Below are 21,766 nucleotides of genomic sequence, written 5' to 3' on the forward strand. Positions count from 1 at the left end.
GTTGCGGTGAGTAGCCTTGCTTTTTTGATGAGCAGTCCTGCTGTTGTGGTGAGCTGGCTTGCTTTTGTGGTGAGCAGTTCTGCTGTTGTGGTGAGCGGGCTTGCCCCGCGCTGGGTGGCGAAGCCGCCCCATTATTGACAGTGCATACCTTCAGTTGGAACTGAGGCGTCTGAATTTGGGGCGGCTTCGCCACCCAGCGCGGGGCAAGCCCGCTCACTACAAAATCCTGCTCACCACATAAGACCTGCTCAAGACAAAGAGCCTGTTCACCACATAAGGCCTGCTCAAGACAAAGAGCCTGCTCACCAAAAAAATCATCCAGGGTTGAAGGTTCAGCCCTTTAATTCCTTCAGATGCTTGTAAACCGTTGCCCGCCCCATGCCCAGCACGTTGGCCACATAGTTCGAGGCGCTCTTGCCCTTGAACGCGCCTTCGGCATGCAGTGCCAGCACCAGTTCGCGTTTGTGGTCGCGGGTCAGCAGGTTCAGGCTTAACTGGCGCTCACGCATCCAGGCATGCAGGAAGGTGTTGATGCGTTCCTGCCAGTCATCGCGAAACAGCGCGTCCGGCTGTGGGATCAGCTTGCTTGGCGACAGGAACAGGTCCAATGCCGCCTTGGCATTTTCGAACAGTGAAATATTCAGGTTGATGCACAGCACCGCCAGGGGCCGACCGTTGGCGTCGCGCAGTACGGTGCTCAGGCTGCGAATTTTCTGACCGTCCCAGTTGAGTTTTTCGTAGGGGCCGATATTCACTTCGCTCACGTCATCGCTGAGCATGTCCTCCAGCGCCGAGTCGTCGCCAATCGCGCGTTTCGACAGGTTATTGGCGATGTAATCGACTTTTTGCGTGCGCAGGTCATGCAGCACCGCTTCGGCGTGGGGGAAGAACAGCGTGGCGATGGCATCGGCGATCGCGCGAAAATTCTGCAAGACGTTGTCGGGTTCGACGGTGTTCATCAATGGGGCTCCAGGCGGGCGGGGGAGAGCATACCAGCGTCGAGGCCGAACCGGGTCAGTGCCTCCGGCAGCGGTGCGCCGCGCACCAGTGCCGCACTGGCCTGGCCCATGGCCGGTGAGGTTTGGATGCCGTAACCGCCTTGCGCCGCTACCCAGAACAGCCCTGGCACTCGCGGGTCGAAGCCCGAAAGCAAGTCACCGTCGTGCACAAAACTGCGCAGTCCGGCCCAGGTTCGCGTGGGGCGGCGGATGGTCAGGGTGGTGGCTTCTTCGATCTGGTAGATGCCCATGGCGATGTCCAATTCTTCGGGCTGGATGTCCTGAGGCTCGACCGAGTCTGCGTTGGCAGGTGAACCGAGGAACATGCCGGCGTCTGGCTTCATGTAGAACGCTTCGTCGAGCGCCACCAGCATTGGCCACGCATGGCTGTCCACGCCTTCGGGGCCGGCGAAGATAAACGCCGAGCGGCGCTTGGGTTGCAGGCCAATGGATGCGGCACCGGCCAGCCCACCGATGTGGTCGGCCCAGGCGCCAGCGGCGTTGATAATGATCGGCGCGGTGAAGGTTTCGTGTTGGGTGGTGACGTGCCAAAGACCACCGCTGTCACGGCTCAAGCCCAGCACATGGCTGTCGGTATGCACGTCGCCGCCCTTGCGACGAATACCGCGCAAATAGCCTTGGTGCAGGGCGTCGGTGTCGATGTCGCTGGCAGTGGGATCATAGATCGCACCGTGGACCTTTTCCCGACGCAGGATCGGCAACTTCGCACAGGCTTCGTCGACACTCAGCTGCTCGACCTGGGGCACGGTGGCCTTGGCGCTGAGGTACTGCGCGTTCAACTCGGCCGCATCGCCGGTGAAGTCCACCGTCATCTCGCCGCGCGGTGTGAGCAAGGGATGCTCGCAGAACCCTGCCGGCGGGTGGTCGAAAAACTCCCGGCTGGCCAGGGTCAACGCCCGCACCTGCGGAGTGCCGTAGGCGGCGGTGTAGAGCGCAGCCGAACGCCCGGTGGAGTGATAGGCCGGGTGAGATTCACGTTCCAGCACTCTCACCTTGCCGTGTTGCGACAACCAGAAACCCGTGGACGCACCGGCAATGCCGCCGCCGATGATGATGAAATCTGCGTGGTTCATAGGAGTCTCCAGAGGGCATTGGCCAGTGCGATGTCTTCCAGGCCCAGGCCGATGGAGCGGAAGAATACGTGACGGTCGTAGGACGGGCGCTGCACCTGGTCGCTGAGCAGTTCGGGCAGGTCGCCCATGACTGCGCTTGGGTTCCAGCCATGTTGTTCGGCGGCGATCAGCATCTCGCCCGCCGAGCCTGGCGTGGTTTGGCGGTAGTCGCAGAACACGTCCATTTCGTTCAGTGATTGGGGGGGGACTTCGTGAGCGCGCGGTGCGTTGGTGCTTATGGAGGTGATCAGCGCCGGTTTGCTCAGGCGCGAAGGGTCAATCACCGGGCCGGCGGATGACGTGCACAGTAGGATCACGTCGGCGTCTTCCAGGGCGGCTTCGCAGGTTGGAGCGATGCTCACGCGTGGGTCAAGGCGTTGAAGCGTGGAGTCAGTAGCGGTCAGGCTGGGCGAGAAGAAGTTGATGCTTTGCCAATCCCGCAGGTTTTTCACGTAGTGCAGGTGAGCCTGGGCCACCTTGCCGCTGCCGATGATCGCCAGTCGCCGAGCCGCCTGTGGCGCCAGCGCATCCACCGCCAACGCAGTGGTCGCGGCGGTGCGTGCGGTGGTCAGTTCTGCAGCATCACACAACAGCAGCGGCTGGCCGGTGTGCGTGGACATCAAGAGCGTCCAGGCGGTTACCAATGGCCCTTGCTCACGCACGATGTACGGCGAGGTTTTCATGCCATACACGCCGTCCTGCGCCAGCACGCCCAGGTAGTTGATGAAGTCACCGGCGCCCTGGGGGAATTCCACCCATTGCTGGGGCGGCTGCACCGCATGCCCGGCCGCCAGGTCGCGGAACAGTGCGCGTAGGATCTGCAGCACATCGACTTGGGCCAGCAGTTCGCGGGCCTGGGTTTGGTTGATCACATGCGGGGTGCTGGACATGAATGCCTCTTTTGTTGAACTTATTTGTCCATTATGGACTTTTAGTTCCGTCGAGCAAGAGGCAAACCTTATCCGAGATAACGAAAGCCCCCCGACAGCTTCTCCTTCAGATAACCCACCAACACACTCACCGACTTCGGCACATGGGGCGAATACGGCCTAATCAAGTAGATCTCATTGGCAAATGCGCCCTTGAGCGTCCAGTCCTTGAGCACCTGCACCAGCTTGCCGCTGGTCAGCGCGGCATGGGCGCTGAAGTCTGGGAGCAGGGCGATGCCCAGGTGGTTGAGAGCGGAGTCGCGCAGCGCCTCACTGTTATTGGTGGCGAAGCTGCCGGCGATGGGCACGGTCAGGCGTTCAACGTTTTTACTGCCGCGTTCGAAGGTCCAGGCGGGCTGGTCGGTGCCCCGTGGGTAAAACAGGCAGTTGTGTGCCGACAGCTCGCCGGGTTCGCGGGGCTCTCCGTGGCGTTGCAGGTAATCCTGGGTGGCTACCAGCACCGACCCGGTGTCGCAGAGCTTCCAGGCGACGTGGGTTTCCGGCACCTGGAAACCGTGGCGCACGGCCAGGTCGTAACCTTCGGCTGCCAGGGAACTCAGCGCATCGGACACATCCAGCTGGATACGCACCTGCGGGTAACGCTGCAGGAATTCCGACAGATGCGGCACCAGTTGCTGTCGAGCAAATGCCACCGGCGCGGTAAGGCGCACCAGCCCGCGAATCTCCCCCACAGAGTCACGCACTGACGAGAAGCTGCGGGCGATCTGCGCATAGGCGCTGCGCACTTCACGGGTCAGCGACAGCCCCGCATCGGTCAGCCGCACACTGCGCGTGGTGCGCGTGACCAACTGGGTGCCGGTGGCCTTTTCCAGGTCGGCAATACGCTGGCTGACCGCAGACTTGCTGACGCCCAGGCGCGCAGCGGCAGCCGTGTAAGTGCCTTGCTCTTCCAATATGGAAAGCCAGTGGATATGGGTCCATAGGCCTTCGATCTCAGATTTTTCCATGAGTGGATTGTTCGCGTATGTGGACAATAAGTTCAGGATTCTGCTCTGGTTTGGAACAAAGCGAAAGCCTATCGTGTGTTCCAACGCTACCCACCTGGATCGACTGCCATGACAACCACCATCGAGCACTACATCAACGACCAGCGCGTGTCCCGCGATGATCGCTATCAGGACGTCTACAACCCCGCCACCGGCGAAAAAACCGGGCGCGTCGCGCTGGCCAGCCGCCAGACCGTATCCGAAGCTGTTGCTGCTGCCCAAGCCGCTTTCGACAGCTGGGCCGATACCCCGCCCATCCGCCGCGCCCGCGTGTTGTTCCAGTATTTGCACCTGCTGCGTGAGCGCAAGGATGACCTGGCGCGCATCATCGTCGCCGAGCACGGCAAGGTCTTCACCGACGCCCAGGGCGAAGTGGACCGTGGTATCGATATTCTGGAATTCGCGTGCGGCATTCCCAACCTGCTCAAAGGCGAACACTCTGACCAAGTTTCCCGAGGCATGGACAACTGGACCCTGCGCCAACCGTTGGGCGTAGTGGCCGGCGTCACGCCGTTCAACTTCCCAGTGATGGTGCCGATGTGGATGTACCCGATCGCCATCGCGGCGGGCAACACGTTCATCCTCAAGCCAAGCCCGACCGATCCGAGCGCCTCGTTGTTCATGGCCGAGCTGCTGCGTGAAGCCGGCCTGCCCAAAGGCGTGTTCAACGTGGTGCAGGGCGACAAGGAATCGGTGGATGCATTGATCGAACACCCGGACGTCAAGGCCGTGAGCTTCGTCGGCTCCACCCCGATTGCCCAATACATCTACGAAACCGGCGCGCGTAACGGCAAGCGTGTGCAGGGGTTGGGCGGTGCTAAAAACCACATGGTGGTGATGCCTGATGCGGACATCGAAAAAACCGTCGACGCCCTGATGGGCGCTGCTTATGGCAGTGCCGGCGAGCGCTGCATGGCGATCTCCGTCGCCGTGCTGGTTGGTGACGTCGGTGACAAAGTCATCGCTGCCTTGACCGAGCGCGCCAAGCAACTGCGCATCACCGACGGCCGCGACCTCAAGGCCGAGATGGGCCCGATTGTGTCCCGCGCTGCACTGGAACGCATCAGCGGCTACATCGAACAGGGCGTGCAGGCCGGCGCGCAACTGCTGCTGGACGGGCGTGATTACGTGCCCACCGAAGCGGGCTTGGAAAACGGCTTCTGGCTCGGCGCGACTCTGTTCGACCATGTGACCCAAGAGATGAGCATCTACCGCGAAGAAATCTTCGGCCCGGTCCTGGCGTGTGTGCGGGTGAACGACTTTGGCGAGGCGATCAAGCTGGTCAACGACCACGAGTTCGGCAACGGCGTCAGTTGTTTCACCCGCGACGGCAACATCGCCCGCGAATTTGCGCGGCGTATTCAGGTGGGCATGGTGGGCATCAACGTACCGATCCCGGTGCCGATGGCGTGGCACGGTTTTGGGGGGTGGAAGAAGAGTCTGTTTGGCGACATGCATGCGTACGGCACTGAGGGTGTTCGGTTCTATACCAAGCAGAAATCGATTATGCAGCGCTGGTCGGAGAGCATCGAGCAAGGCGCGGAGTTTGCGATGCCGGTGTCCAAATAACGCTTGGAAGAACATCGCAGGGCAAATGTGGGAGGGGGCTTGCCCCCGATGGCGGAATGACAGTCACTGTATATGTGCCTGATACACCACCATCGGGGGCAAGCCCCCTCCCACTTTTGGTTGTTTTTCACTTGAGGGTTGACTGCTAGGTGAATGATGAATACTGTACATAAACACAGTGTTTAAGCGCTGACCAACCAAACCCTGGCAACCTCAGCCACGCCAAACACTGTGTGCAAGTTAACGGATTAACTTAATGCACAGGCTCGTCAATCCGAGCCGTTTTTATCTATAGAGAGGGAACTCATGTCGTATCCAGAAAGCAAACTCACCGGCCTGACCGGTTTCGCCCTTGCGGCAAAAGTCACCGGCGGCTGGTCTGGCCAAGTGGTCAGTATCACCACGCTGGATCAACTCAAGGCCAACATTGGCGACATCACCCCACGGGTGTTGGTGATCAACAGCAATATCTCGGCGTCGAGCCTGACCAAGGTCAATATGGGTGCCAACAAGACCCTGATCGGTTCATTCCAGAACCGTACTCTGGAGAATATTCACCTGCGTGCAACCGCGCAGTCCCAGAACATTATTCTGCAGAATATTATCTTCAAACATTCGGCGAGCATTAAGGCCAATGATGATATTCAGGTGTACTTGAACTACGGCAGCAAGTACTGGATCGATCATTGCTCTTTTGTCGGGCACACCTGGTCAACCACGGACGGCAGCGAAGACAAACTGCTGTATATCGGTGAAAAAGCCGATTATGCCACCATCAGCAACTGCTTCTTTGGCAGCCACAAGTACGGGCTGATCTTCGGGCATCCGGCGGATGATAATAAGGCAGAGTTCAACGGTTATCCGCGCCTGACGTTGTGCCATAACCGCTTCGACAACATGGAAGTACGCGCGCCTGGCTTGATGCGTTACGGTTATTTCCATGTGTATAACAACTACGTCAATAACTTCCATCTCGGTTTTACCCTCGCACAGAACGCCAATATCCTCTCTGAAAGCAACTATTTTGGCGAAGGCAGCCAAAATAAAGGCATGTTGGATGACAAAGGTACCGGGACGTTCACTGATACAAACAGTGTGCCGCCGATCACCAACCAGAAGTCACCCAAAGCACAATGGACGGCAAGTTCAAACTACGCCTATACCTTGAAGACGGCGGCGCAAGCCAAGGACTTCACACAGAAGAATGCCGGCGCCCAGGCTGGGACGCTGGTATTCGGTAGTTGAGTAGCTAGCTTTCTACTTAGCTGTCATTTATTGCAAGTGCCACTGTATTTATATCAAGGATATAAATACAGTGATGGCCTTTGTAATATGAATAATTCTTAATGTTGCTATAAGCAAGTGCCCATGTTAAACCTTGGTGCGCACTTGTAGGGCCAACTATCTCTTGCTCTTTCAGTCAGTATTAAGTTGCTGGCTGCCAGGTGCTATTTAATCTTCGCTTGTCACTTAAGCGTTAGCAAAAGGACATCATCATGAAACATGCGAATCACACACCCACTCGCTGGACACGGGCCGATGCGCTGAAAGTTAATGAGAATGACCCGACGACGACACAGCCGTTAGTGAGTCCTGACTTTCCTGTCATGAGTGACACGGTCTTTATTTGGGACACCATGCCATTGCGTGAACTGGATGGCACGGTGGTATCGGTGAATGGCTGGTCGGTGATCTTCACCTTGACCGCCGACCGTCGCCCCCATGATCCACAATTCATCAATGCCGATGGCCGTTACGACATCAAGCGCGATTGGGAAGACCGCCATGGTCATGCGCGGATCTGCTACTGGTATTCGCGCACCGGCAAAGACTGGATCTTCGGCGGCCGTGTCATGGCCGAAGGGGTTTCGCCGACCACCCGTGAATGGGCGGGCACGCCGATTCTGTTGAATAACAACGGTGACATCGACCTGTACTACACCTGCGTCACGCCGGGTGCCACGATTGCCAAAGTCAGGGGCCAGGTTGTCACGTCGGACACCGGTGTCACGCTCCAGGGCTTTGATCAGGTCAAGTCGTTGTTCGATGCCGACGGCACCTACTACCAAACCGAAGCGCAGAATGCGACCTGGAACTTTCGCGATCCCAGCCCCTTTATCGATCCCGTCGATGGCAAGTTGTACATGGTGTTCGAAGGCAATGTGGCCGGCGAGCGCGGGACTCACGAAGTGGGCCCGAATGAAATAGGTCTGGTGCCGCCATGGCATGAAGATGTGGGTGGTGCGCGTTATCAGGTGGGATGCATCGGCATTGCCGTGGCCAAGGACCTCAACGGTGACGAGTGGGAAATCCTGCCGCCATTGGTCACGGCCGTTGGCGTGAACGACCAGACCGAACGGCCGCACTATGTGTTCCAGGACAACAAGTACTACCTGTTCACCATCAGCCACAAGTTCACCTATGCGGATGGCGTGACGGGGCCGGATGGCGTCTATGGGTTCGTCAGCGATCACCTGTTCGGCCCCTATACGCTGATGAATGCGTCGGGGCTGGTACTGGGCAACCCGCCTTCGCAGCCGTTCCAGACGTACTCTCACTGCGTGATGCCCAACGGCCTGGTGACGTCGTTTATCGACAGCGTGCCCACCACCGGCGATGACTATCGCATCGGCGGCACCGAAGCGCCGACGGTCAGGATCGTGTTGAAGGGTGATCGTTCGTTTGTGCAGGAGGCTTATGACTACGGCTACATTCCGGCGATGCGGGATGTGGTGTTGAGCCAGTGACCGCAGTGCAAAAGCCAGCCTGATTCATCAGGTGTAAACCGATCCAAATGTGGAAGGGGGCTTGCCCCCGATGGCGGTGTCTCAGTCAAGAAGGTGCGACTGGTCCACCGCTATCGGGGGCAAGCCCCCTCCCACCGTTGACCGGTGTTGTGCCTGGAAGATTGGTGGCGCTCAAGCTCAAGGCTGTCATGAGCCACATACTCAGTCGGCCCTGACAAGCAGAAATCCAGTGTGGGAGGGGGCAACCCTCCCACCGTTGACTGGTGTTGTGTCTGGAAGATTGGCGGCGCTGAAGCTCAAGACCACCATGAGCCACATACTCGGCCGGTCCTGACAAATGGAGATCCAATGTGGGAGGGGGCTTGCCCCCGATGGCGGTGCCTCAGTCAAGAAGGTGTCGACTGGTCCACAGCTATCGGGAGCAAGCCCCCTCCCACCTTTGACCGGTGTTGTGTCTGGAAGATTGGCGGCGCTGAAGCTCAAGACCACCATGAGCCACATACTCGGCCGGTCCTGACAAATGGAGATCCAATGTAGGAGGGGGCTTGCCCCCGATGGCGGTGCCTCAGTCAAGAAGGTGTCGACTGGTCCACAGCTATCGGGAGCAAGCCCCCTCCCACCTTTGACCGGTGTTGTGTCTGGAAGATTGGCGGCGCTGAAGCTCAAGACCACCATGAGCCACATACTCGGCCGGTCCTGACAAATGGAGATCCAATGTGGGAGGGGGCTTGCCCCCGATGGCGGTGCCTCAGTCAAGAAGGTGTCGACTGGTCCACCGCTATCGGGGCAAGCCCCCTCCCACCTTTGACCCCGTTCAAGCAGTGATTTTTGAGCCGTTCATAATCCACGGTGGTCTTGGCAATCTCCAGAAATGGCCACTAACCGATCATGCGAACCACCCGCCTGGCAATCAGAACACCCACCACAGGCGCCAGCGCAAACACCCCAAACAGCCACACCGCAGCGCTCGCGGTGCCTTCGACACCGCCGGGTTCAGTGAGGCCGGCGACGTTCGCGACCATGCCCGCCAGTGCCGCGCCAAACGCGGTAGCGAACAGTTGCACGGTGGTAATCGACGCGCTGGCAAGGTCCTGCTCACCGGCCGGCGCCACCTGGAACACCCGGGTCAGCAAGTGCGGCCACGCCAGCCCCACGCCCAACCCAATCAGGATAAGCGCCAGGCAGATCGGTGTGAGCGTCTGCCCGCTGCCGTTGCTTTCGACGGGCATCAAGATGGCCAGCGCCACCATGCCCACCACGCCCAGGATCGGCCCGGCCAGGATCGCTCGTCGAATGTTGCCGCCCGTCACACCCGCGCTGGCGATTGACCCCAGCGTCCAGCCGGCCGCCATCAGTGCCGCCAGATAACCGGCCACCAACGGCGACTGGTGGTGCAGGACTTGAAGAAACAGCGGCACGAAGATTTCGCCACTGGTCACGGCCACCGCCAGCAATGACATCGTCGCGTACAGCGCGCCGAGTGCAGTGGTGATCCGAAACGCTCCGGCGGGCAACAGTCGATGGTGGGCGCGGCTTTCCGTGACGATCAGCAGCGCGGTGAACACCGCTGCCACGGCCAGCCCCAGCAGGTTCAGGGGCAGGGTGGACGAGACGCTGCCGGCCGACACCGCCAGTACCGCCGCCGTCAGCAGCACCAGTTGGGCGAGTGGCAGCGGTGTCGGCTCAACGCTATCGGTGCTGCGCTTGGGCAGGACCGCCGCCGCCAGCACCGCGAATAACCCGGCCACCGGAATCAACGACCAGAATGCCGCGCGCCATATGCCCAGCTCGGCAAACACCCCGCCCACCGCTGGCCCGACCAGCGTCGCCACGCCCCACATCCCCGACACCAACGCCATCGCGCGCGGCCACAGGCTTTCATCGAACACCAACCGAATCATCGCGTAGGACAGCGCGAACAAGAACCCACCGCCCAGCCCCTGCACCAACCGCCCAACGAGCATCACCGGCATGGACGGCGCAAACGCACAGGCCAAGGCCCCGCCGGCAAACACCAGGCTGGCGACCAGGTACGCCGCACGCGGCCCGAGGCTGCCGAGCAGGCGCGCCGACAACGCCGAACCGAGGATCGAGGCGGCGACAAATAACGTGGTGTTCCATGCGTAGTAGTCGATGCCGCCGATGTCCTGGACCACTGACGGCAGAATCGTGGTGGCGATGTACACGTTGATCGCATGCAGCACCACGCCGCCTGCCAGTGCGAGCGAACGTACGCCGTTGGCACCGGACAACAGCGCGGCCCAGTTGGAAGGGGAGGGTTGAGGTGTGTCCATGTAGGCTCCGATTCAAAGGACTGAAGGCTTGCCAAGGCAAGCCGACACCCTTTATAAAACCTCATGTTTAGATGAGGTCAAGAGCTTGATGGAAGCGAAAATCGATGTGCGCATCCCCCTCGGCGTGGGCGAATTGGCCCGCCGCAGCGGCGTGACCGTGGCCACGGTGCATTTCTACGAAGCCAAGGGGTTGATCCACGCACAACGCAGCGCGGGCAATCAGCGTCGCTATCAGCGTGACGTACTGCGCCGGATCGCGGTGATCAAGGTCGCGCAGCGCGCGGGCATTCCGTTGGCGACCATCAAGGACGCGTTGGACGAACTGCCTTCAGGACGGCCGTTGACGGCGAAGGACTGGACCCAACTCTCCACCCGCTGGCGCGACCTGTTGAGTGAGCGCATCAACAGCCTCACTCAACTGCGCGACCAACTCGATGGCTGTATCGGCTGTGGTTGCCTGTCCCTGGATGATTGCCCGCTGCGCAATCCGGGGGATCGCCTGGGGCAGTTTGGGGATGGGGCCGTGTTGCTCGGAAAGTGAGACGACCACCGCCCCTCCCACACGGGATTTGTGGTGTTTGTGAGGGTGGCGTCAGCGCCGCCCCGTGCGCGTACTCACGTCCACCCACACCGCTAACACCAGGATGCTGCCCTTCACAATCATCTGCCAGTAACTGTCCACGTCCAGCATCGACATGCCGTTATCCAGGCTGGTAATCACCAACGCCCCGAGCAACGCGCCATACACCGTGCCCGAGCCGCCGCGCATCGACGTACCACCAATAAAGCACGCAGCGATGGCATCCAACTCGCCCATATTGCCCGCCGACGGTGAGCCCGCCGCGAGCCGCGCGGTGTTGACCAGGCCGGCGAGGGCGCACATCACGCCCATGATGCCGAAGATCCACAGTTTCACCGCCTGCACGTTGATGCCCGACAGGCGCGTGGCTTCCATATTGCTGCCCACCGCATACACGCGGCGGCCGAACACGGTCTGGCTGGTGACGTAGCTGAACACGCCGAGCAGCACCAGCAACAGCAGCACTGGTACGGGGATGCCGTCGTAGCTGTTGAGGGTGGTGACGAACCCGGCGAGTACCGCGCCGATCACCGCCACGCGCAGCACGTCGCGCACCAGGGCGTGCGGCGCCAAGCCATGCAGCGCGCGGTTGCGCCGTTGTTTCCAGGTCAACAACAGGGTCAGGGCAAACAGCAAGACCCCAAGGCCAATCCCCACCGAATGCGGCAAATACCCCTGGCCTACGTACACCAACGACGGTGATACCGGCGCAATGGTTGTGCCGCCGGTGATCCCCAGCAGAATCCCGCGAAACGCCAGCATGCCGCCCAGGCCAACGATAAAAGAGGGGATGCGCAGGTAGGCCGTCATGTAACCGTTGGCCAAACCGATCATCAGCCCACACAGCGCCACCAGGCTGAGATTGGCCAGCAGCGGAATGTGATAAACCACGTCCAGGATCGCCGCCAACCCGCCCAACAACCCCAGCAACGAACCCACCGACAAATCAATCTCGCCGCTAATAATCACCAGCACCATGCCGCACGCCAGAATCCCGGTGATCGCCATCTGCCGCAGCAGGTTCGACAGGTTGCGTGGCGTGAGGAAACCGCCCTCGGTCTGCCAACTGAAAAACAGCCAGATCACCGCCACGGCGATCACCAGCGCAAGCATTTTGTAGCGGGTAAACAGCTGTTTGACCTGATTCATCTACGCGGTCTTCCGATCATTATTGTTGTTTTGGCTTAGCGCGGCGGCGAGCACCTGTTCCTGGGTGAGCCCTTCATTGATGAAATCGCCGCGCAACTGGCCGTCGCCGATCACCAGCACGCGGTTGGACACGCCGAGCACTTCGGCCAGTTCCGAGGAGACCATGATGATCGACACGCCTTCGGCCGCCAGGGCGCCCATCAGTTTGTAGATCTCATACTTGGCGCCCACGTCCACCCCGCGCGTGGGTTCGTCGAGGATCAGCACTTTGGGCTTGGCCATCAGCATTTTCGCCAGCACGGCTTTTTGCTGATTGCCGCCGGACAGGCTGGTGATCGGTAAAAACGGGCTGGCCGTCTTGAGGTGCATGCGTGCGATCTGCTGGTCGATGCTGCCCAGTTCAGCTTCGGCATCGATGCGGGTCATATGCGCATAGGTATCGAGGACCGCCAGGGTGATGTTCTGACCCACGCCCAGGTCGGGAATGATGCCTTGGCGCTTGCGGTCCTCGGGCACCATGCACAGCCCGGCGCGGATCGATTTGAGCGGCGTGCGCGTGTCGATTACCTGGCCGTCGAGCCACACCTCGGCGCTGTAGCGGCCGGGGTAGGCGCCGAACAGCGCTGACACTAACTCCGTGCGCCCGGCGCCGACCAGGCCGGCAATGCCGAGGATCTCGCCGCGCTTGAGCACGAAGGAAATATCATCGACACGCTTGCGCCTGGGGTTGTCCACGTCATAGCAGGTGACGTTGCGCGCCTCGAAAATCACCTCGCCGATGGCATGGGGCTCGGTGGGGTAGAGGTTGCTCATCTCACGGCCGACCATCTGCGTGATGATCCGGGGGATGTCCATGTCGGCCATGGCCGTGGTCGCGATGTGTTTACCGTCGCGGATCACCGCAATGGTGTCGCACACCGCCGCCACTTCATCGAGTTTGTGGGAGATGTACACGCAGGCCACACCCTTGGCTTTGAGGTCACGGATGATGTCGAGCAGTACCTCGATTTCCGAGCGGGTCAGGGCCGAAGAGGGCTCGTCGAGGATCAGCAGGCGCGCTTTTTTATTGAGCGCCTTGGCGATTTCTACCAGTTGCTGGTAGCCGCCGCCGTACTGCGACACTGGCAAGGCGACGTTCATGTCCGGCACCTTGAGTTCACGCATCAACGCTTCGGCGCGGTGGATCATCGCCGGGTAGTTCATGCGCCCGCCGGGCAATGTCAGTTCGTGGCCCATAAAGATGTTTTCGGCCACCGAGAGGTCGGGTACCAGGGTCAGTTCCTGGTGAATGATCACGATACCGGCGGCCTCGGTTTCGCTGATGGACTGAGCCTTGAGCGGTTGCCCATCCCAGAGGATTTCACCCTCCCAGGTGCCGTACGGGTAGACCGCCGACAGCACCTTCATCAGTGTGGATTTACCCGCGCCGTTTTCACCGCACAGGCCGACACATTCCCCCGGCCGCACAGTGATGTCGATGCCGTTCAGCGCGTTGACACCGCCAAAGCTTTTGACGATGCCGTTCATTTGCAGCAGATAGTCAGCCATGGCGGTCACTGCCCGCCGATCTGCTCTTTGGTATAGAACCCGTCCTTCTCCAACAGATCGATATTGGCCTTGGTCAGCGGAGTCGGGGTGAGCAGGATGGTGTCGACTTTCTTGCTGCCGTTATCGTACTGCGAGCTGTAGGTGGGCTTCTCGTTACGTGCCAGTTGCACCGAGAGCTTGGCGGCTTCGGTGGCAATCAGCTTGAGTGGTTTGTACACGGTCATGGTCTGGGTGCCGTCGATCACGCGTTTGATCGCGGCGAGGTCGGCGTCCTGCCCGGAGATCGGCACCTTGCCCGCCAGTTTCTGCGCGGCCAGGGCCTGGATCGCACCGCCGGCGGTGGCGTCGTTGGAGGCGACGATGGCGTCGATTTTGTTGTTGTTCCGGGTCAGGGCGTTTTCGACGATGCTCAGGGCTTCGGTGGGGTTCCACTCCTTGACCCACTGCTGGCCGACTACCTTGATATCGCCCTTGTCGATGGCCGGTTGCAGCACCTTCATCTGGCCTTCGCGCAGCACCTTGGCGTTGTTGTCGGTAGGCGCGCCGCCGAGCAGGAAGTAGTTGCCCTTGGGCGCCGCTTGCAGCACACCGCTGGCCTGCATTTCGCCGACCTTTTCGTTATCAAAGGAGATGTAGGCGTCGATGTCCGCATTAAGAATCAGGCGGTCATAGGACACCACCTTGATCCCGGCTTTCTTGGCTTCGGCCACCGCGTTGGTCAGCACCGTTGCGTTGAACGGCACGATAACGATCACATCGACGCCCCGGGAAATCAGGTTTTCGATCTGGGAAATCTGCTTCTGCTCGTTGGCATCGGCGGACTGCACAAAGACCTTCGCGTCGAGTTTTTCCGCAGCGGCGACGAAGTAATCGCGGTCGCGGGACCAGCGTTCCAGGCGCAGGTCGTCGATGGAGAAACCGATTTTCGGGTGGGCGGAATCGGCCATCACCGGCAGTGCGAGCAGGGCCAGGGCGGTGGCGAGCAGAGTACGTTTGAATGACTTCATGTTGGTGCGTCCTTTTATTGTTGTTGGAAGACTCTAGCCGAACACTGCTGTTGCTGTTTGCGTTGTGTGTAGCCTGGCTTTTTTGTGGTGAGTGGGCTTGCCCCGCGCTAGGGCGCGAAGCGACCCCAAACCAGACGATGCAATTTTACCTGACACACCGAGGTGCCTGATTTCAGGGCCGCTTCGCACCCCAGCGCGGGGCAAGCCCGCTCACTACCACTGCAGCCACAATCAACTGTGCACAGCATCGGTCAGGTGTAGATAAACCGGTTCACGACACCTTCGAGCATCTCCTGTCGCCCGCTCACCGCCTGTGGGTTCAGTTCATGGGCAAACGCGTGTTCTGCCAACGATTCCAGGCTGAACTCACCCGCCAGCACGGCTTGGCCCAGCGGCTGTTGCCAACCGGCATAACGCTGGTCCTTGAACTGCTGCAACCGGTCGTTTTGCACCATGGCCGCCGCACGCTCCAGGGCCAGCGCCAATACGTCCATGGCCTCCACATGCCCGTGGAACAGATCCACCTCATCCAGGCTCTGACGCCGTACCTTGGAATCAAAGTTATAGCCGCCGTTCTTGAACCCGCCAGCCTTGAGGATTTCATAGGTGGCGAGGGTCATCTCCTCGACGCTGTTGGGGAATTGGTCGGTGTCCCAGCCGTTCTGCGGGTCGCCACGGTTGGCGTCGATGCTGCCGAAGATACCGAGGGATACGGCGGTGGCGATCTCGTGATGGAAGCTGTGCCCGGCCAGGGTGGCGTGGTTGGCCTCGATATTCACCTTGATCTCGTGTTCCAGGCCGTACTCATGCAGGAAACCGAACACCGTTGCGCTGTCGTAGTCGTACTGGTGCTTGGTCGGCTCCTGGGGCTTGGGCTCGATCAGCAGGTCGCCCTTGAAGCCGATCTTGTGCTTGTGTTCCACCACCATGCGCATAAAGCGCCCGAGCTGTTCGCGCTCGCGCTTGAGGTCGGTGTTGAGCAGGGTTTCATAGCCTTCACGGCCGCCCCACAGCACATAGTTTGAGCCCTTGAGCCGCAGGGTGGCGTTCATCGCGCTAAACACCTGGGCGGCGGCGTAGGCAAACACTTCAGGGTCCGGGTTACTGGCAGCGCCGGCGGCAAAGCGCGGGTTGCTGAAGCAGTTCGCGGTGCCCCACAGCAGTTTGATCCCGGTTTGTTCCTGGTGACGCTCCAGATGATCGACCATCTGTGCGAAGTGCTCGCGGTACTCCTTGAGCGAGCTGCCTTCGGGCGCCACGTCGGTGTCGTGAAAGCTGTAGTAGTCGATGCCCAGTTTGGAGAAAAACTCAAAGGCCGCCTCCGCCTTGCCGATGGCCACCTCCATCGGGTCGCCACTGCGCTGCCACGGGCGCTTGAAGGTGCCCATGCCAAACATATCGGCACCGGGCCACACGAAGCTGTGCCAGTAACACGCAGCCATGCGCAGGTGCTCGCGCATGGGTTTGCCGAGGATCAACTTGTTGGCGTCGTAATGGCGAAAGGCGAGGGGGGAATCGCTGCTGGGGCCTTCGAAGCGAACCTTCTCGACACCGGGGAAGTACGGCATGGCGTTTTCCTTATTGTTCTTGGCGGTGTCTGGATACTAGCAACGGCGATGGGGCTGGCGATTATGAAAATCACCAAGGCGTAGTGCGATTTTGTGCAGCGAGGGCTAGTCTGTCGCGACAGGCCCCAGGACAAAAACAATGAAAACCCTACCGCCCGTGCACCGAATCGCGCTGCTGTTCAACGGCAGCAAAATCTACGACCGCGGCATCATCGCCGGCATCGGTAATTACCTGAGCAGTACGCGTGTGTCCTGGGATTTGTTCCTGGAAGAGGACTTTCTATGCCGCCTCAAAGGCATCGAGCGTTTTCAGGGCGACGGCATCATTGCCGACTTCGACGACCCGCTGATTGGCGAGGCACTGGCCGACAGTCAGTTGCCGGTGGTAGCGGTGGGCGGCTCCTATGAAGACGGCCGCGCGTACCCCAAGGGCATCCCCTATGTGGCCACCGATAATTACGCATTGATGAAGTTGGCCTACGCGCATTTGATCGAGGCAGGGCTGACGCGCTTTGCCTGCTTCAGCCTGCCCGAAGCGCAGGCCAACCGCTGGGCCCAGGAGCGCGAAAAAGCCTTTCGCCGCCTGATGCTGCGCGACGGCTTGCAGGTGGAGGTGTATCGCGGCCTCGGCACCAGCGCGCCGTTGTGGGACAGCGCAGTGGAGCAGCAGATCGCCTGGCTGCACAGCTTGCCAAAGCCCATTGGCATTATTGCCGTGACCGATGCCCGTGCCCGGCAATTGCTGCAAGCCTGCCTCACAGCCGGCATCGCCGTGCCGGAACAAGTGGCGCTGATCGGCATCGACAACGATCCGCTGACCCGAACCCTTACGCGAGTGCCGCTGAGTTCGGTGATCCAGGGCACCGAAACCATGGGTCGCACTGCCGCTGCGCTGTTGCACCAGATGTTGCACGGCAAACCTTGCACCGGTACGCAAATCCTCGTGCCGCCGGACGCAATCAACGTCCAGGCCTCCAGCCTTCATCAACCCTTGGGCAATCCGTACGTGATGCAGGCGCTGCTGTTTATCCGCCAATACGCATGCCAGGGCATCAAGACCGCTCAAGTGGCGGCGTATGTCGGTGTGTCGCGTTCATCCCTGGAAGCGCACTTTCGTAAGGTGCGCAATTGCAGCGTGCATGACGAAATCCTGCGCTTCAAACTCGCGGCTGCCGCCAGAGGCCTGGAAAACCGCGACCTGGCGATTGCCGACATCGCGTCGACCTGCGGCTTCACCTCGGCGCAGTACCTGCACACCGTGTTTCGTCGCGAGTTTGGCTGCACGCCCCGGGAGTACCAGCGGGGCGCGGAGTTTGCGTTATCTGTGCCTGAGTAAGCCCTTACATACACTGCTGAACCCACTGTGGGAGGGGGCTTGCTCCCGATGGCGGTGTGTCAGTCAAGCTATTCATTGACTGACACACCGCCATCGGGAGCAAGCCCCCTCCCACATTTTTTGACCGCGTTCAGGCGCTTAGAACACTGCCTTGACCTGCAACCCCAACACCAGCGCATTGTCGATGTTGTCACCCGAAAACGCGCCTGGCTCGATGATGTATTGCACATCCGGGCGCAGGTTCAGCCATGGCGTGGCCTGGTAGCCGTAACTGAGTTCGATCAGTTGTTCGGCGTTGTCGAGGTTGGGGTAGCTGGACCCGGCGTTGAACGCTGCCAGTTCCTGCACGTCGCGGCTGCGCGGGTTTGGCACGGCGCGGCCATAACCCAGGGACAGGGTGTCCCGCGGGCGGCCTTCGAACGGTTTGTAGAGCACTACGCCTGCGCCATACCACTTGCTGAACGGCGAGGCCGCTTCGCTGGCGGCGGAGTATTGGCCGAAGGCGTGCAGCACACGGCCGGCCGACGATTCGGAGGCCCACACCGCCTGGTCGATCAGCAGGTAGTGACCGCCGCGACCGCTGACTTTTTCAGTGCTGCCGATGCGTTTCACATCGGAGCTGTCGTAGTAGTAACCCACCTTGTATTCCCCGGGCAGGGAACCTGCGTGCTTGTACACCAGCTCAATCGGCACCACGGTCCCGGTGGTGTGCTTGGGGCTCAACTTCCAGGCGCGGCTGGAGTCGCCGTTGCTTTCCGGGTCGACATTGAACGCCGCCACCCGCACTTGCCAGGCCGGCGAGAGGTCGTATTTCACCCGTGCGCCCAGACGCGCGTTCGGGTAGTTGGTCCAGCCGCTGCCGCCGGACATGTTCAGCGGATGCCCGCAGAAACCGGCGTTCATGAAGTTGCACAGGATGCCGCTGTCCAGGCCGCCGAGGTCATTGCCCATGGCCATGTAGCCGAGCTTGACGTTGAGTGCTGGGGTGAAGAGCGTGCGCTCGTAGCTCAGCTCAGTGAGGCGGGTGTAGAGACCTCCGTAGTTTTCCTGGATCGGCAGACGGTTGCCCACCAGGTCCTCGGACGCGCTGTTGCCGCGACGGTCATTGACGGTGACCTGGATGCGGTCGCCGTTGGTGAAACCGTAGAGCTTGCCCAGGTCGAACTGCACACCGAGCTTGAGGTTTTGCGAGTAGCGCGCCGAGCGGTGCTGACCGCCGTGGGCGTTGTAGGCAGTTTCGCCGCTGTAGTCGCCGGTGAAGCGCACACCGGTGTCTTCCAGTTCACGGCGCAGGCCGCCCCAGTCGCCGGTCAGGGTGGTGTCATCGGCTTGGACGGGCAGGGCGGCGCCCAGGGCCAGGCCGAGCAACAGGCGCCCAAAAGAGAGATGAGAAGTGGGTGTCATGCGGGTCTTCCAGACAGAAAGCGCGGTGCCGGGGGGGCACCGCGCTTGGGGGAGGTTATGGCAGGGCGTAGGCGATCACGTAGTCGCCACGGTCAGTGGATTGGCGTGCACCGCCGGCGGTGACGACTACGTACTGCTTGCCGGTTTTCGGCGATACGTAAGTCATCGGGCCGCCTTGGCTGCCGACCGGCAGGCGGGCTTTCCACACTTCGTCACCGTTGCCGCTGTTGAAGGCGCGCAGGTAGAAATCCTGGGTGCCGGCGATAAAGATCAGGCCGCCCTGGGTCGACAGCGTGCCGCCGAGAGTCGGCAGACCGATCTTGATCGGCAGGTGCATACGGATGCCCAGCGGGCCGGTGTCTTCAACGGTGCCAACCGGCACCTGCCACGCGACTTTCTGGGTCTTCATATCGATGGCGGTCAGGGTGCCGAACGGCGGCGCCTGGCACGGAATGCCGGCCACCGACAGGAAGCGGTTTTTGTTCACGGCATACGGCGTGCCCTTGAGCGGGACCGCGCCCATGCCGGTGTTCAGCGCTTCGCCACCGGACGAAGACTGGGCTTTGTTCTGCGACGGCACCATCTGGATCCACAGGCCCAGGCGCATGTCGTTGACGAAGATAAAACCGTGCACCGGGTCGGTGGAAATGCTGCCCCAGTTCATGCCGCCCAGGGAACCTGGGAAACTCAGGGATTTATCGGTGCCCGGCGCGGTGTACAGGCCGTCGTAGCGCATGCCTTTGAAGTCTATGCGGCACAGCAACTGGTCATACGGGGTGGCGCCCCACATGTCCGATTCAGTCAGGGTTTGCGCGCCGATCTGCGGCATGCCCACCGATTTAGGCTGGGTTGGCGAGTACGGTTCATTGGGGATGTTGGCGGCCTTGACCGGCACTTCTTTTACGTCAGTCAGCGGTTTGCCAGTGGCGCGGTCGAGCACGTAGATCTGGCCGGCCTTGGTGCCGATCACTACCGCGGGCACGGCTTTGTCGCTGCCCGGCGGGGTGAAGTCGATCAGGCTTGGCTGCATTGGCAGGTCGAAGTCCCACAGGTCGTTGTGGACGGTCTGGTACACCCACTTTTCAGCACCGGTGGAGGCATCCAGCGCCAGCACCGAAGCGCCGTATTTATGGTTGAGCTGGGTGCGTTCCACGCCGTAGATGTCGGTGGATGAGCTGCCCATCGGCAGGAAAATCGTGTTCATCAGCGGGTCGTAGGACATCGGCGCCCAGCTGTTCGGCGTGCTGCGCACGTAGGTGCTGTCGCCGGTTGGGGCTTGTTTGTCTTCCGGGTTGCCGGGGTCGAAGGCCCAGCGCATTTGTCCGCTGATCACGTCAAAACCGCGGATCACGCCGCCTGGCATGTCGGTCTGCACGTTATCCGCCACGCGACCACCGACCACCACGGTGGTGCCAGCGATCAACGGGGCCGAGGAGAGCTGGTAGTAGCTGTCCGGGACATTGCCCAGGCCGGCTTTCAAATCCACCTGGCCGTGGGTGCCGAAGTCTTCACAGAATTTGCCGGTGTCGGCGTCTACCGCAATCAGGCGGGCATCAATGGTGTTGGTCAGCAGACGGCGCTGGCACTGCGCACCGGCTGGAACGCTGGCGGCAATGATCGGCGAGCTGTTGGGCTGGGTCGGCTGGGCAATCGGCGCGGTGGCGTCGAAATAGGCCATGCCGCGGCAACGCTGCCAGACCGCCGATTTGGCGTTGACTTCGTTCTTCCACAGTTCTTTGCCGGTGTCGGCGTCGAGGGCGATCAGGTTGTTGTGCGGGGTGCAGATGAACACTTTGTTGCCGATCTGCAGCGGGGTCAGTTGGTCCTCGGCACCGTTGCCGTCGCTGATCGCCACGTCACCGGTGTGGTAGGTCCAGGCTACTTTGAGCTTGTTGACGGTGTCGCGGTTGATCTGGTCCAGCGCGGCGAAGCGGCTGCCGCCTTCAGTGTTGCCGTAGTGCGCCCAATCTTTCTGCGCATCGGCCGGGGCCACTGGCGTGACGCCTGGGCCGGCACCGGTCGGGGCGACGCTTGGGTGGGCGACAAACATATTGCCCGCCGCAACCACTACGCCCACCGCCAGTACGGCGGCAACGCCATAGGCACCGCGCGCAGGCTTGCCGACCAGCAGTGGGTACACCAGCGCGACCACCAGGCCAATCGCGGCGAACATGAATAGCCGCGAGAACAGCGGCCAGAACACCAGGCCCACATCCGCCACGGCCCAAATGGCCGTGCCCACCAGGAACGCGGCAAACAACCACGCACCCGCCGGGTTACGCCGGGCGATCAACAGGCCGGCAATCGCCATGGCCACGCCGCCGATCAGGAAGTACCAGGAACCTCCCAGGCTAACCAGTTTGGCGCCGCCGACGGCGAGCGCGATGCCGAGCAGGGCGATGATAACGCCCAGGCCCAGGAGTAAGAATCTAGAGACGCCAGTGGCGCGCGATGCTCGTTTCATGTCGAAAGGACTCGAATGTGAGAGGGCAAAGAC

Annotated in this window: 16 protein-coding genes; 5 read left to right on the plus strand and 11 right to left on the minus strand. The window is 61.0% G+C overall.

Annotated elements, in window-relative coordinates:
- Nucleotides 1-332: 332 nt before the first annotated feature.
- From AOA61_RS30450 to AOA61_RS30465, 4 genes are all read right to left on the minus strand, one after another.
- Nucleotides 333-959 carry a transcriptional regulator gene (locus AOA61_RS30450; protein WP_032885454.1) on the minus strand — a complete coding sequence of 209 codons (627 nt, stop codon included), beginning with the start codon at nt 957-959 and terminating at the stop codon, nt 333-335.
- Entirely contained in the window at nt 959-2,092 is a 1,134-nt protein-coding gene (locus AOA61_RS30455; RefSeq protein ID WP_099603335.1) for an FAD-binding oxidoreductase, read from the minus strand. The genes AOA61_RS30450 and AOA61_RS30455 overlap by 1 nt, the downstream gene beginning before the upstream one ends.
- Entirely contained in the window at nt 2,089-3,021 is a 933-nt protein-coding gene (locus tag AOA61_RS30460) for an ornithine cyclodeaminase family protein (RefSeq protein WP_099603336.1), read from the minus strand. The genes AOA61_RS30455 and AOA61_RS30460 overlap by 4 nt, the downstream gene beginning before the upstream one ends.
- A gap of 68 nt (nt 3,022-3,089) precedes the next feature.
- On the minus strand, nt 3,090-4,028 hold the full coding sequence (locus AOA61_RS30465) for a LysR family transcriptional regulator (protein WP_032885451.1): 939 nt from the start codon (nt 4,026-4,028) through the stop codon (nt 3,090-3,092).
- A 108-nt stretch (nt 4,029-4,136) separates the two neighbouring features.
- On the opposite strand from AOA61_RS30465, the gene AOA61_RS30470 reads away from it, so the two are divergent.
- From AOA61_RS30470 to AOA61_RS30480, 3 genes are all read left to right on the plus strand, one after another.
- The gene (locus AOA61_RS30470) at nt 4,137-5,636 is read left to right on the plus strand and encodes a CoA-acylating methylmalonate-semialdehyde dehydrogenase (protein WP_099603337.1); all 1,500 of its coding nucleotides are present in this window, start codon (nt 4,137-4,139) and stop codon (nt 5,634-5,636) included.
- 306 nt (nt 5,637-5,942) lie between these two features.
- Nucleotides 5,943-6,881: a pectate lyase gene (locus AOA61_RS30475; protein ID WP_099603338.1), complete on the plus strand. Its 939-nt coding sequence runs from the start codon at nt 5,943-5,945 to the stop codon at nt 6,879-6,881.
- A gap of 251 nt (nt 6,882-7,132) precedes the next feature.
- A complete protein-coding gene (locus AOA61_RS30480) occupies nt 7,133-8,383 on the plus strand; it encodes a glycoside hydrolase family 68 protein (protein ID WP_099603339.1) in 1,251 nt (416 codons plus the stop codon).
- An 878-nt stretch (nt 8,384-9,261) separates the two neighbouring features.
- Here AOA61_RS30480 and AOA61_RS30485 read toward each other — a convergent pair.
- Nucleotides 9,262-10,677 (minus strand): MFS transporter, encoded by a 1,416-nt coding sequence (locus tag AOA61_RS30485; RefSeq protein WP_099603340.1) that lies wholly within the window; start codon nt 10,675-10,677, stop codon nt 9,262-9,264.
- 88 nt (nt 10,678-10,765) lie between these two features.
- On the opposite strand from AOA61_RS30485, the gene soxR reads away from it, so the two are divergent.
- On the plus strand, nt 10,766-11,218 hold the full coding sequence (soxR, locus tag AOA61_RS30490; protein WP_099603341.1) for a redox-sensitive transcriptional activator SoxR: 453 nt from the start codon (nt 10,766-10,768) through the stop codon (nt 11,216-11,218).
- A 51-nt stretch (nt 11,219-11,269) separates the two neighbouring features.
- Here soxR and AOA61_RS30495 read toward each other — a convergent pair whose 3' ends face one another.
- The 4 genes from AOA61_RS30495 to xylA all read right to left on the minus strand — a co-directional run bounded on the left by AOA61_RS30495 (nt 11,270) and on the right by xylA (nt 16,529).
- Nucleotides 11,270-12,406: a sugar ABC transporter permease gene (locus AOA61_RS30495; protein ID WP_095186434.1), complete on the minus strand. Its 1,137-nt coding sequence runs from the start codon at nt 12,404-12,406 to the stop codon at nt 11,270-11,272.
- On the minus strand, nt 12,407-13,954 hold the full coding sequence (gene xylG, locus AOA61_RS30500; protein WP_177326417.1) for a D-xylose ABC transporter ATP-binding protein: 1,548 nt from the start codon (nt 13,952-13,954) through the stop codon (nt 12,407-12,409). It abuts the gene before it with no gap.
- Nucleotides 13,955-13,959: 5 nt separating this feature from the next.
- Nucleotides 13,960-14,961, minus strand: a complete 1,002-nt coding sequence (xylF, locus tag AOA61_RS30505) for a D-xylose ABC transporter substrate-binding protein (protein WP_099603342.1) — start codon at nt 14,959-14,961, stop codon at nt 13,960-13,962.
- 251 nt (nt 14,962-15,212) lie between these two features.
- Nucleotides 15,213-16,529, minus strand: coding sequence for a xylose isomerase (gene xylA / locus AOA61_RS30510; RefSeq protein ID WP_099603343.1), 1,317 nt, complete (start codon nt 16,527-16,529; stop codon nt 15,213-15,215).
- A 139-nt stretch (nt 16,530-16,668) separates the two neighbouring features.
- Between xylA and AOA61_RS30515 the strand changes: the two genes are divergently transcribed.
- The gene (locus tag AOA61_RS30515) at nt 16,669-17,865 is read left to right on the plus strand and encodes a XylR family transcriptional regulator (RefSeq protein ID WP_099603344.1); all 1,197 of its coding nucleotides are present in this window, start codon (nt 16,669-16,671) and stop codon (nt 17,863-17,865) included.
- A gap of 138 nt (nt 17,866-18,003) precedes the next feature.
- Here AOA61_RS30515 and AOA61_RS30520 read toward each other — a convergent pair whose 3' ends face one another.
- Both AOA61_RS30520 and AOA61_RS30525 read right to left on the minus strand, forming a co-directional pair.
- On the minus strand, nt 18,004-19,269 hold the full coding sequence (locus tag AOA61_RS30520) for a carbohydrate porin (RefSeq protein ID WP_032885436.1): 1,266 nt from the start codon (nt 19,267-19,269) through the stop codon (nt 18,004-18,006).
- Between the two features lie 55 nt (nt 19,270-19,324).
- Nucleotides 19,325-21,733 (minus strand): glucose/quinate/shikimate family membrane-bound PQQ-dependent dehydrogenase, encoded by a 2,409-nt coding sequence (locus AOA61_RS30525; protein ID WP_095186436.1) that lies wholly within the window; start codon nt 21,731-21,733, stop codon nt 19,325-19,327.
- Nucleotides 21,734-21,766: the final 33 nt, after the last annotated feature.

Origin of the sequence: Pseudomonas sp. 2995-1, from assembly GCF_002742505.1 — a bacterium.
Lineage (GTDB): Bacteria > Pseudomonadota > Gammaproteobacteria > Pseudomonadales > Pseudomonadaceae > Aquipseudomonas > Aquipseudomonas sivasensis.